Genomic DNA, 12716 nt, shown 5'->3' with positions numbered 1-12716 from the left:
GCGGCGCTGAGCAAAGCTGCGGGCACCGTGTCCGCGCTTAGGCCTCTGCCCTTATGCTCTTGCGGCAAACCCAGTACAGATTGTCTGCAGGAACGGGATAATTTAACATAACATTTATTATCATCCTGCTATTGCAGCCCTGGCCCGCCCCGATTCCCTGGAATCTTACTGATCCACCTTGCCCCCCTCCCCATGGGGAGGGGCTGGGGGTGGGGGCTCGACGCTGGCTGGCGTGGAACCCCCATCCCAACCCTTCCCCACAGGGGAAGGGCTTTGTGGGTCAATGCTATGTCATCCTGCTCTCACAGGCGGCAGTTCTCTATCATCAAGCCGGTTTGACGACAGAATAAACCCCAATCCTGTTGTCAAACTCTGTTACCAACGATAGACTAACATCAAACCCCGTTGATGACAGGATCGCCCCTTATATGATCGCCAAACCGTTCGACCTGTCGGAGGCCGTCCATTATCACACCGGCGCCTTCCCTCCCCCTGCCCTCGATTACGAGGCATTGCTCGGGCCGCTGGAAGACGCGGCGGCCTCTTTGGCGCGCTACGATGCGAAGATGTCGGGCATGGTCAACGCCGAGCTGTTCGTCGCCCCGCTGCGGCGGCAGGATGCGGTCAGCTCTTCGCGCATGGAAGGCACGATCTCGACCATCGAGGAACTGTACCGCCTGGAGGCCGAGGAAGATGCGGGATCGAGCGACCCCTATCGCGAAGCGCGCAACGATGACGTCGAAACCTACCTTTACTCGCGCGCCCTGCGCAGCGCGCAGCAAGCGCTGGAAGACGGCGCGCCGATCAGCGAACACCTGATCCGGGCCGCGCATCAGCAATTGCTCTCTTTCGGCCGGGGTGCCCGGAAAAACCCCGGCGCCTACAAGGTCGAGCAGAACTATATCGGGCAGAACCAGCGGGGCAAAATCTCCTATGTCCCCATCGCGCCCGAGCATTTGCAGCCCGCCATGGCGGAGCTGGTGCAGTTCATCAACGCAGGCACCATGCGCCCGCTGCTGCGCACCGCCCTCGCCCATGTGGAATTCGAGGCGCTGCACCCGTTCGAGGACGGCAACGGCCGGATCGGGCGGATGCTGATCACGCTGATGCTGTGGAAGCTCGGCATCATCGGCCAGCCCAACTTTTTCGTCTCGGGCTACTTCGAGACGCACAAGGACGAATATATCGCCCGAATGCGCGCCGTTTCTGCCGAGGGCGACTGGTCGGGCTGGTGCGTGTTCTTCCTTGAGGCGATGCACGCGCAGGCCTCACTCAACATCGAGACCTCGGACCGGATCTTTGCCCTCCACGGCGACATGCGCGAGCGCTTTCGCGAGGTGCTCAATTCGCAGTTCCACGATCAGGCGCTCGATTTCGTGTTCGCCAGCCCGGTGTTCCGCAACGACCGCTTCGTGGACCGCTCGGGCATTCCGGCCTCCTCTGCCCGGGCATTGTCACGCCGCTTGGTAGAGGCGGGCCTGCTGCGCACGATCGAGCCTGCCGCCGGGCGCCGGGCCGCGCTTTACGCGTTCGATCCGCTGCTCGACCTGCTCAAGGTCTAGGCTCATGCACGGATCCTCCAAGGCCTGTCGGGATGCGTGGGCGGGCAGGCTGGATTTGAGTAAGGCCCCGGGCAACAGGCAACCCTCTGGCGCGCTGCATACCGGCATACAAACGGCAGAGCCGTATCGGGGGCTGCCCCGATACGGCTCTGCTTGTCAGGCCCTGGGAAGGGCTTTGCGGCGCGTGAACGATTAGCAGCTGCCGTCTTCGCAGTAGGTTTCGATCGAGTCGAGCGACCGGCCTTGCGAGCCCGAATTCGCCGTCACGTTCATGCTTGCCTGCGGTGCCTGGCTGTTCACGAGAATGCCTGCAGTCATGTCCGGAGTGGGGCCGGTCCGCACCGGCGCGGCAGGCTGGGCGATAGTGAGCGCGGTCGCGTTGCCCTCGGCCTGCTGTTCGGTCAGCTCGTAGTTGTCGCTCGCCCCGATGCCCGAACCGGTGATGGCATAGCTGCCCATCTGACTGTCGGCATTGGCAGTCGTGCTCCAGTTCGCCGTTCCGGTCAGCTCATCGCCGTTGACAAGGCCCTCGCTTGACACGCCGCCGGTCAAGACAGGCATATCTTCGCCCATGTCGATCTTGGCGCTGTCAGCCGTGTAGGTGACGGTGAGGCTGCGCGGGGTGATAACCAGCGTGCCGTCGACGAAGGTGAGGTCGTAGTTCTCGCCCGCTTCGAGCGTCGAGGCGTCGATCACATAGCTACCCACATTCGACGCCACACCGGCACCGGTCGACAGCGTGCCCGACAGCGTGTCATCGTTGACGAGGCTGCCGGTGGTGACCTTGTAAGTCAGCTCCGGATTGGCATCGCCGTAGATGCGGCTGAGGTCGTCGGCCGTCACGGTGATCGCACGTTTCGTGATCGTCAGTGCCGTTGCGTTGGCATCGGCCTGCACTGCCGTGATCGTGTAGTTGTCGCTTGCGCCAAGTCCCGCACCGGTGATGGCATAGTTGCCGACGCTGCTCGTGCCAGTGGCTTGGGTGGTCCAGCTTGCCGCGCCCGTCAGCTCATCGCCGTTCACCAGCCCATCGCTCTTGAACTCGCCGGTCACCTCCGCAGGAGCATCGCCGTAGATGCTGGTGGCACCCTTGGCGGTGTAGGTTACGGTCAGCGCGCGCTTGGTGATCGTCAGCGTGCCGTTATTCACGGTGAGATCGTAGTTGCCACCCGCTTCAAGCGCCGAGGCGTCGATCACATAGCTACCCACATTCGACGCCCCATCGGCACCGGTCGACAGCGTGCCCGACAGCACGTCATCGTTGACGAGGCTGCCAGTGGTCACCTTGTAGGTCAGCTCCGGATTGGCATCACCGTAGATGCGGCTGAGGTCGTCGGCCGTCACGGTGATTGCCCGTTTCGTGATCGTCAGCGTGCCGTTATTCACGGTGAGATCGTAGTTGCCGCCCGCTTCAAGTGCCGAGGCGTCGATCACATAGGTATCGACATCGGAGGTCGCAGTGGCATCGGTCGCCAGCGCGCCCGACAGGGTATCGCCGTTGACAAGGCTGCCGGTGGCGACCTTGTAGGTCAGCGCCGGGTTGGCTTCGCCGTAGCTGCGGCTGAGATCGTCGGCCGTCACGGTGATTGCCCGTTTCGTGATCGTCAGTGCGTTTGCGTTGCCTGCGGCCTGCGCTGCCTTGACCGTGTAGTTGGCGCTGTTGCTGGAAATCCCCCCGCCGGTGATGGCATAGTTGCCGACACCCGTGGTCTGATCCGCCGTGCTGGTCCAGCTGGCCGTGCCGGTTGTGAGGCCAGTGATATCCTCGCCATTGACCGCACCGCTTGCCTCGTAGGTTCCGCTGAACGTGCCATTGGCATCTCCATAGCTGCGACTGGCTGCCGCTGCGGTATAGGTAACGGTCAGCTCGGCGGGATTGATCGTCAGTGCCGTTGCGTTGGCTGCGGCCTGCACTGCCTTGATCGTGTAGTTGGCGCTGTTGCTGGAAATCCCCCCGCCGGTGATGGCATATTTGCCGACACCCGTGGTCTGATCCGCCGTGCTGGTCCAGCTGGCCGTGCCGGTTGTGAGGCCAGTGATATCCTCGCCATTGACCGCACCGCTTGCCGTGTAGGTTCCGCTGAGCGTGCCATTGCCCCCACCGCTTGACCCGTAGCCTCCGCTGGACGTGGCAATGACATCGCCATAGGTGCGACTGGCCGCCGCTGCGGTATAGGTAACGGTCAGCTCTGCGGGATTGATCGTGAGGCCGCCCGAGCCCGAAACCACGAGGTCGTAGCCCTGCTGCTCCGAGTAGAAACCCGAAGCCGCAGTATAGGTCCCGGCATTGGTGCCGCGAATTGTCTGCGACGAGCCTTTCACGAGAGCCGCGTTTGCGCCGGTCGGTGTTTCGAGGGTCGGGGTCAGGCTCTGTTCCTGCCCGTTGTAGGTGACCGTCTTGCTGCCTGATACCGTGACATCGAGCCGCGTCATAAAGGTTTTGAGCAACGGCATGGTGTAGCCGTCATACATCCGCCACACCTTGTCCTGGCCGCCCACGGTATCGATGTCGCTGCTGCCGGTCGTCTGGAAGTTGCCCCAGGCGCTGGCCTTCAAGGCATAGTTGACCGCATCCGACTCGGTCGGATCGCTGGTCACGGCAGTAACGGTGCTGGTGACGGTAATCGGAGTGTCTTCGACCTTGCCAAGCGCGTTGTCCTGAGTGGTCGCAAAGCTGTCCCAATAACTGTTGGTGACTGTCCCTTCTCGACCCCCGCCGATAAGCCCGCCGACTTCCATATTCCCCGTCACCTTGCCTGCCGCATAGCTGTTGCTGATCGTGAAGGAACCGGCGCCCGCACCGACCAGCCCGCCAATGGCCAGGTCTCCCGATACGTCTCCAGTCGCATAGCTGTTGCTGACACTGGAAGTATTTCGCATGAGACCAACCAGCCCACCAGCGACGCTTCCCGCTGCTACGGTCGCAGTGGAATAGCTGTGGCTTATCTGGGTCGAACCAAGTGACTGTCCAACCAGCCCGCCGGCATATCCGCCCCCCGATACCGAGCCAGTAACATAGACATTATTTATTTCGAGATCAGATGCCAATCCGACGAGCCCGCCGAAATTCGATCTACCTACAATCGAAACGTTTTCGAGGCCGACGTTGGTTATCGCCCCCCCATTGGCCAGTCCGAACAAGCCGATGCGGTCCGATGTCGGATGATCGATTGTTAGGCCGGATATCACATGACCCTGCCCGTTGAATTCCCCAGTGAAAGGCTCGGCGGTATCGCCAATCCGCCACCAGCCCTCGCTGCTCCACATCCCGGCATAGCTCGCGGGGTCGCCTACCGTAGCCGCACCGGTTGCGGACAGGTCGATGTCCGCGCCGAGCGTGTAGCTGGCGGTAAGGTCCATCACCATCAGCTGCAACTCGGACGCGTTGGTGATCTCAGTGCTGTGTTCCCAGCGGCCAAACGGTCGCGTGGAGCCATCGATCATGAACCAGTCGTTGGTGAAGTCGAAGACAGCGTAGGTGCTTTGGTTGAAGGCATAGTTGCCAGCGCCCGATTGCGAAGGATCGCTGGTGACTTCGACGATATCGCTATTCGTCCCACCTTCGCTGCCGAAGGCCGCTGTAAGCCCTGTTGAATAACTGTCCCAATAGGCCTTGAAGATGTAGCCGCCGACTTGGTCGCCCACCAGCCCGCCGACATCGGCAGATCCAGAGACCGAGCCGGTGGCGTAGACATTGGCGACGTTGCCGCCGTCTTGTTGGCCGATCAACCCGCCGAGCGTCGACTGTCCAGAGACCGAGCCGGTCGCATAGGAGTTGGTTAGGTAGGAGGCGTTGCTGACGATCTGTCCGACCAGCCCGCCGATGTTTGTCTCTCCAGTCACCGCCACGTTTGCGTGGGCGTTGTCAATTGACGAATCATAGATTTGCCCGACCAACCCACCGACTACGGTTAAAAGGGGGGATGTCCCCTCCACCGCGCCAGATGCATAGACATCGCTGATCTGTGTGTTCTGCACGGCTTGTCCGACCAAACTACCGGTCCTCCAGCGCCCGGTGATCGACACGTTGTTCAGGCCAACATTGGATATCCACGCGTCAGAGGTTTTGCCGAAGAGTGCATTGTAGTCGGTGCTGGGCCGATTGATCGTCAGGCCGGAGATAGCATGGCCCTGCCCGATGAATATCCCGGTGAAAGGATCGAGGGAATCGCCAACCGGCGACCAACCCGCGCTGGTCCACATTCCGGCATAGCTCGCGGGGTCGCCTTCCGTAACCGCACCGGTTGCGGACAGGTCGATATCCGCGCCAAGCGTGTAGCTGGTGGCAAGGTCCATCGCCATCAGCTGCAACTGGTGCGAATTGGTGATCTCGGAGGAGTGCTCCCAGCGCCCGAAGGGCCGGGTGGAGCCATTGATCATGAACCAGTCGTTGGTGAAGTCGAAGACAGCGTAGGCGCTTTGGTTGAAGGCATAGTTGCCAGCGCCCGATTGCGAGGGGTCGCTGGTGACTTCGACGATATTGCTACTCGTCCCACTTTCGTTGCCGAAGGCCGCTGCGATCCCTGTTGAATAGCTGTCCCAATAGGCATTGCTGATGGCGCCGCTGATTTGGTTGCCGATCAACCCGCCGACAAAACTGCCGCCGCTGACCGGGCCTGTGACATAGGCATTGCTGATGGTGCCGTTGCTACTGGCGCCCACCAGACCGCCGACAGAACTGCCGCCGCTGACTGAGCCTGTGACATAGGCATTGCTGATGGTGCCGTTGTTCACGGAGCCCACCAGCCCGCCGACAAAACTGCCGCCGCTGACCGAGCCTGTGACATAGGCATTGTTGATGGTGACGTTGTTAATGGCGCCCACCAGCCCGCCGACAGAACTGCCGCCGACAGAACTGCCGCCGCTGACCGAGCCTGTGACATAGGCATTGTTGATGGTGCCGTTGCTACTGGCGCCCACCAGCCCGCCGACATTTCCATTGCCGGTAATCGCTCCGCCTTCGAGCCCGACATTGGCTATGGTCGCGTCACGCGCAAAGCCGAACAAGCCGACGATATTCTCATCCGGGCGATTGATCGTGAGGTTGGAAATGGCATTGCTCTGACCATCCAACTTGCCGGTGAATTCGGTGCCGTTCTCTCCAATTGGATCGAAGCCCGCGCCCTGGTTCCAGTTCACCGTATCGCTGGCGTCGATACTCTTCGACAGGGCATAGTTGCCGCTAAGGTTGATGCTGATGTCCTGCAGGTCCTGCAGGGTGTTCACCAGCATCCAGGCGTTGAATGTCCCGGCCGTCACACTGCCACTGAAGTCCGTCGGGGTCGTATAATCGGTCGGGTTGTAACTGTTGTCGGTCGGATTGTAGTAGATATCGACCGTGCTGTTCGCGCCGCTGAGGTTGATGCTGCCGTTGATAGGAAAAATGGAGAAGAAAACAAATCCGTTTCCGCTTCCGTCTGCGTCGGCACGCAGGATCACGCCAGCATTGTCGGCTGAGTTGGTGATACCGGCATTGACGTAGATACGATTCGCCGCCCTCAATTCGAGCGTTGTCGCGGCGTTCCAGTTGATAGCGGATTCAACGGCGATATTGCCATCGTGCGATCCGCCTGTGCCGGTGGAAACGGTGACATTGGCGCTGGCCAGCGCAGTGGTCAGCGTGCCGACATTGATCACGCTGGCGTCGCCGGTGGCGGTGAAACCGGAGCTGTTGTTGTCCGCATTGACCGAGATCTTGACGTTATACGGATCGAGCAGCAGGTCACCGGTCTTGCCCTTGGGGGCGAGCAGGTTGGTGAAGCCCTCGTAGGCGAGCAGCGCCTTGCCCGAGACTTCCGCATCGCCGCCGTCGCCGCCCGCCGCGCCGCCGCGCGCGGTGATCGTGCCGGCGAAGGCGGTCTTGTGGTCAGACCACAGCACGACATCGCCGCCGTCGCCGCGCTCGATGGCGTCGGCGCGGATCACCGTGCCAGCATCGACATTGAGATCGGTGGCATGGGCAAGGTCGCCCGTGCCCTGATAGCCGCCGCCGATCTCGATCGAGCCGCCGCCCAGCGTGCCCGAAGCGTCGATCTGCGCGCCGGTGAGGTTGATCACATCGCCCGTCAGGCGGACCACGCCGCCCTTGGTGTCGACACCGGTGGCGTTGATCACGCCGCTCATGTTCACCACCCCGCGCGCCGCATCACGCGCCGTGCCCGCGGTCAGCACCACGGTGTCGGCGTTGATCGTGCCTGCCACGTCGATTGTGCCAGTGGGCAGGCCGAGCCGCAGGAAGCCGTCGCCGGTGAGGTCAAGCGCAGCCTGATCGCTGCCATCCATCTTCGCGACCCCGGCCACCAGCAAGGTGCCATCGGCAAGGTCGGGCGACATCAGGTCCGACAGACCAGCGCGCAGGCGCATCACTTCCACATTGGCAGGCGCGGTAACGGTGATCGCATCGCGGCCGGCCATGAAGTCGCGGTCGGAGATATCGAGCGTCGAGGCGGTAAAGGCCGCCGCATTGACCGTGCCGGTCTTGGTGATCGCAATGCCGTTGGGGTTGATCAGGAACACCTGCCCGTTGGCGTTGATCTGCCCGGCGATGACGCTGGTGGCATCGCTGGTGACGCGGTTCAGCAGCGCCGACTGCGCATTGGGCTGCGCGATGTTCACCGTGTTGCCCTCGCCCACCGAGAAGCTGGTCCAGTTCACCACCGCGCGGTCGCTGTTCTGGGTGATCGCCATGCTGCCCGCCGAAGGCGTGCCGATGGTGACCGAGCCGGCGGCCACCTCCCCGCCCGTGGGCAGGTCGTTGGCCATGGCGGCGGTGGAGATGGCGGTGCTCGCAAGCAGGACTGCAGAGCGGAGCGACTTGGCGATAAAGGTCGACTTGGTCATGATGCGTGGCTCCGAAGAAATTAGTAGGAAAGCTGGAAGGAGAGCGAGAAGCGTTCCGGCGCGCCCCGAATGCCATCAACCTCGGCGGCGCCATATTCGGCGTTGAGGCCCCAGCGGACCGTGTGGTTGCCCGCCAGGCGCACACCCGCGCCATAGGCCCATGCCGTGGTGTCGCGCCGTTCCAGCGCGCTCGATTGCTTGAGCAGGACGCGGCCATTGGCCCCGAACACATAGGGCGCGACAAAGAGGTTCTGCGTGGTGTACGAGAACGGGGCCTGCAGCTCGCCGCGCACGGCATAGCCGGTGTCGCCCTGCAGCGTGCCTTGCGACAGCGTCGAGATGGCGTCGCCATGGGCGATGCCGAAGCTCTCCGAGTTGACCAGGGCATAGCCGAAGCTGGTCTGGGCCGAGGCGCTCAGACGTCCGGAAAGGTGTTCGGCAAAGGGCCAGTCGAGCCCGGCGCTAATGCTGAGGGCGGTGAAGTCGGCATCGGCTCCGGCGCGTGACAGCGGCAGGGTCGGCGTGGCATCGGCGGCACTGCGCGCGCCGGGGATGTTGAGGCCCTGGGACAGCTCCATCGCGGCGGTCATCCGGCCGCCGCTGGCAAAGGCCGTGGCAAAGTCGCCGCCAAGCCGCGCAACCCGCAGGCGGTCGCGCGAGACGCCGATCTGCGAGGGCTCGATCAGGTTGATGTTCTCCTCGGCCACATCGAAGGCGATCGAGCCGGTGAGCCGGGTGGTCCGGCTGAGGATAAAGGGATAGCTCAGCCGCGTGGAGAGACGCCGGAAGTGGCTGGCGAAGCGCGGGCGGTTGATCGGAACATTGCCCGCAGTGCGCGCATCGATGCCTTCGATGTTGAGCGACAGGCCGTCGTTGCCGAGCGGCGCGACGACACCCGCGGCCAGCACGCGGTTGCGCGGGCGCTTGTCGAAGTAGTCGCCCGAAGGATCGCCCGAGGCGCGCAGGTAGATCGTCTCGCCCAAGCCGGCGATGCCGTTAAGGTCGAAGCCGAGCGAGACCGCCTCGCGGCCAAGGCCGTCGCTTTGCAGGTTGTTGAAGCCGACGAGCGCGCCGAGGGGGCGATAGTCGCCCTCGACGGCAAGAATGCTCATGCCCGGCTTGCTGCCGGGAATGAGGGTCGAGCGCATGGTGAAGCCGGGCAGGTCGGAGGCGAGCAGCAGCTTGCGCTCGATCTGGCTGATCTTCACGCCGGGCTTGCCGACGAGCGACTGCAGATAGGCGGCGACATTGCCCTTGACGGCGCGCGGCAGGGCCTCGGTGTCGACGGCCTCGATCCGGCCCTGGACGACGACGAGGCGCAAGGTGGCGCCATCGGCAAGGTCCTGCGCCGGGACGACGACGCGGGTCAGCGCCTCGCCACTGGCGGAGAAGGCGCGTTCGAGCTCGTGGGCGGCGGCGAAGATGGCGGCAACCTTGACCGGCTTGCCGAGCAGCTTTGCTTCGAGCGCGGCCACGAGCGCAGGATCAACCCCGGCGCCTTCGATGCGCACACCGTTCAGTGTGACGACGAGGTCCTCGGCGCCTTCGGGCACCTGACTGGGCATATCCTGCGGGATGACGACGGGTCCACCGGGCTGCTGCGCCACCGGGGCATAGCTGTCGGGGACGACCTGACTGGCCGACTGGGCAAATGCCGGAGACGCGACAAGCGCAACCCCAAGCAGGAGTTCTTTGCGAAATAGCATATGTGGAACCCGTTCTTTTGTTTGCATTACATGGGATCCGCACCATACTTACTTGCTGGTGGGGATGTTTGCTATCACGATGAGTTGCCTATCGCGGTAACACCTATGTAAAATTGTTAGTGAGGCAAGTATCGCATACAGTAAATGCTCGCGAATGAAGGTGATTTATTGCTGTGTTTTCAGCGCGAATATGTCAGGGGGCTAGAGGCTGAACTTCCTACCATATACGTAGTTCCCCCTAGGATTAAGTTAACCATTAGTTACGCTCATCGTCATTCCCTCGATCGGCGTTGCTGGCCCGTTCGCTTGGTCTCTCTATTGGAATTTTGGTTAAGAAGCTGTTGAAGGCGGCGGCTACTTTTGGCGTAGTGGCGCGCAAAAAACCGCAGATCTGCGGCTTTCCTGACCGGGAAAAGAGACAGGCGCACTCGACGTGCCATGGCAATCAAGATCTTGATTGCGCAGCGTTATTTGGAAAGCTCACTCCAGCAGCGAGCCCCTATGGGACAGGGCCCTGTTCACACATATGCCGGTGTGCAGCGCGCCAGAGGGCCGCCTATTGCCCTGGCCGTTAATCAAATCCAGCCTGTCCGCCCATGCGTCGCTCCAAGTATTGAGCGCAAAATTACATATTATCAGGAAGATGTTCGGATGAGGCGCGCACTATCGGATCGGGCAGGCTATCATCCATCGAAAGCGGGATGCCTGAGGCCGAATGGACACATCTTGCGCTTTCCGACCTGCTCTCGATCATCGACCATATCTCGGATCACGATCCTGTCGCAGCCCAGCAAATCAAAGATGGCATCGAGTCGCGTGTAGCGACGCTCCATATGGGCGAGCCTCGTATCGCGGAGGCAGATGGCGAGGTGAACTGCCGATAGATGATGGTGGTGCCTGATGATCAGTTCGGGATCGGCACACCCGGGGCAATGATGCACCCCCCGCCCAATACGCCACCGCTCGACGATGATGTGCAAAGTTCGTCGATTTCCGGCGCCTCGGTCACGGGGATCGCATCCCACATGTGCCAGCCAGAGGTTCCGGGTGGAAGCCAGGCAACAATCCTGAAGTCGGCACCATTGTAGGTCAGCACATAGTTGTCGCTCGCCGACAGCGTGCCTTGCAGGATCGGATAGATGCCAATTTCGCTCGATGGGCCAGCCTCGGTCGAGAGCACGCCGGATAGTGTGTCGCCATTGACCAGTCCCATGCCTCCAACGCTGTAAGTCAAGGCCGGGTTATCCGCACCAAAGCTACGGGCAACACCATTGGCCGTAACCACCAGCGCGCGCCTGGTGATCGTCAGCGCCGTGGCATTGGCTGCCGCCTGCTCGAAAGTGACGCTGTAGTTGCCCGAGTTCAGCGACAGCCCCGATCCTTCGATTGCGTAGCTGCCGATATCGCTGGTGCTGCCAGCACTCGTCGTCCAGCTCGCGCTGCCCGAGGTGATCGACGCCAGCGTATCGCCGCTCGCAAGATTGCTCGCCGAGGCAGTGCCGGTCATCGTGCCCGGTGCATCGCCGTAGATGCTGCTCAACGCGTCTGCCGTATAGGTCACCACCGCCGCGCGCGGCGTGATCGTCAGCGCCGTGGCATTGGCTGCCGCCTGCTCGAAAGTGATGCTGTAGTTGCCCGAGCTCACCGTCAGCCCCGTTCCTTCGATTGCATAGCTGCCAGCATCGCTGGCGCTGGTCGCGCCGGTCGTCCAGCTCGCGCTGCCCGAGGTGATCGACGCCAGCGTATCGCCGCCCACAAGATTGCTCGCCGAGGCAGTTCCGGTCATCGTGCCCGGCGCATCGCCGTAGATGCTGCTCAACGCGTCTGCGGTGTAGGTCACCACCGCCGCGCGCGGCGTGATCGTCAGCGCCGTGGCATTGGCTGCCGCCTGGTCGAAAGTGATGCTGTAGTTACCCGAGTTCACCGCCAGCCCCGATCCTTCGATTGCATAGCTGCCAGCATCGCTGGCGCTGGTCGCGCCGGTCGTCCAGCTCGCGCTGCCCGAGGTGATCGACGCCAGCGTATCGCCGCTCGCAAGGTTGCTCGCCGAGGCGGCGCCGGTCATCGTGCCCGGCGTATCGCCGTAGATGCTGCTCAACGCGTCTGCCGTATAGGTCACCACCGCCGCGCGCGGCGTGATCGTCAGCGCCGTGGCATTGGCTGCCGCCTGCTCGAAAGTGACGCTGTAGTTGCCCGAGTTCAGCGACAGCCCCGTTCCTTCGATTGCGTAGCTGCCGATATCGCTGGTGCTGCCAGCACTCGTCGTCCAGCTCGCGCTGCCCGAGGTGATCGACGCCAGCGTATCGCCGCTCGCAAGGTTGCTCACCGAGGCGGCGCCGGTCACCGTGCCCGGCGTATCGCCGTAGATGCTGCTCAACGCGTCTGCGGTGTAGGTCACCACCGCCGCGCGCGGCGTGATCGTCAGCGCCGTGGCATTGGCTGCCGCCTGCTCGAAAGTGATGCTGTAGTTGCCCGAGTTGGCCGTCAGCCCCGTTCCTTCGATTGCGTAGCTGCCGATATCGCTGGTGCTGCCAGCACTCGTCGTCCAGCTCGCGCTGCCCGAGGTGATCGACGCCAGCGTATCGCCGCTCGCAAGGTTGCTCGCCGA

5 protein-coding genes are annotated in these 12716 nt (G+C 62.6%); 2 read left to right on the top strand and 3 right to left on the bottom strand.

The window, feature by feature from the left end; all coding sequences use genetic code 11:
* The first annotated feature begins 428 nt into the window (after window positions 1–428).
* Window positions 429–1562 (top strand): Fic family protein, encoded by a 1134-nt coding sequence (locus ABDJ38_RS16440; RefSeq protein ID WP_346786224.1) that lies wholly within the window; start codon window positions 429–431, stop codon window positions 1560–1562.
* A 192-nt stretch (window positions 1563–1754) separates the two neighbouring features.
* Here the strand turns inward: ABDJ38_RS16440 and ABDJ38_RS16435 are convergent, their stop codons facing one another.
* The gene (locus tag ABDJ38_RS16435) at window positions 1755–8402 is read right to left on the bottom strand and encodes an MBG domain-containing protein (RefSeq protein ID WP_346786223.1); all 6648 of its coding nucleotides are present in this window, start codon (window positions 8400–8402) and stop codon (window positions 1755–1757) included.
* A gap of 20 nt (window positions 8403–8422) precedes the next feature.
* Window positions 8423–10108 carry a ShlB/FhaC/HecB family hemolysin secretion/activation protein gene (locus ABDJ38_RS16430; RefSeq protein ID WP_346786222.1) on the bottom strand — a complete coding sequence of 562 codons (1686 nt, stop codon included), beginning with the start codon at window positions 10106–10108 and terminating at the stop codon, window positions 8423–8425.
* Window positions 10109–10809: 701 nt separating this feature from the next.
* Here ABDJ38_RS16430 and ABDJ38_RS16425 point away from each other — a divergent pair.
* A complete protein-coding gene (locus tag ABDJ38_RS16425; RefSeq protein WP_346786221.1) occupies window positions 10810–10992 on the top strand; it encodes a type II toxin-antitoxin system RelE/ParE family toxin in 183 nt (60 codons plus the stop codon).
* A 20-nt stretch (window positions 10993–11012) separates the two neighbouring features.
* Here ABDJ38_RS16425 and ABDJ38_RS16420 read toward each other — a convergent pair.
* A partial coding sequence (locus tag ABDJ38_RS16420; RefSeq protein ID WP_346786220.1) for a beta strand repeat-containing protein occupies window positions 11013–12716 on the bottom strand: 1704 nt, incomplete at its 5' end.

It is taken from the genome of Aurantiacibacter flavus, assembly GCF_039710615.1.
Taxonomy (GTDB): Bacteria; Pseudomonadota; Alphaproteobacteria; order Sphingomonadales; family Sphingomonadaceae; genus Alteraurantiacibacter; species Alteraurantiacibacter flavus.
This window is presented reverse-complemented; position numbering and strand designations above follow the sequence as displayed.

What these genes read in the sequence shown, in the direction of transcription:
- ABDJ38_RS16425 (WP_346786221.1), top strand. Translation starts at nt 10,810, where the DNA reads ATGCCTGAGGCCGAATGGACACATCTTGCGCTTTCCGACCTGCTCTCG.
- ABDJ38_RS16430 (WP_346786222.1), bottom strand. Translation starts at nt 10,108, where the DNA reads ATGCTATTTCGCAAAGAACTCCTGCTTGGGGTTGCGCTTGTCGCGTCT.
- ABDJ38_RS16440 (WP_346786224.1), top strand. Translation starts at nt 429, where the DNA reads ATGATCGCCAAACCGTTCGACCTGTCGGAGGCCGTCCATTATCACACC.
- ABDJ38_RS16435 (WP_346786223.1), bottom strand. Translation starts at nt 8,402, where the DNA reads ATGACCAAGTCGACCTTTATCGCCAAGTCGCTCCGCTCTGCAGTCCTG.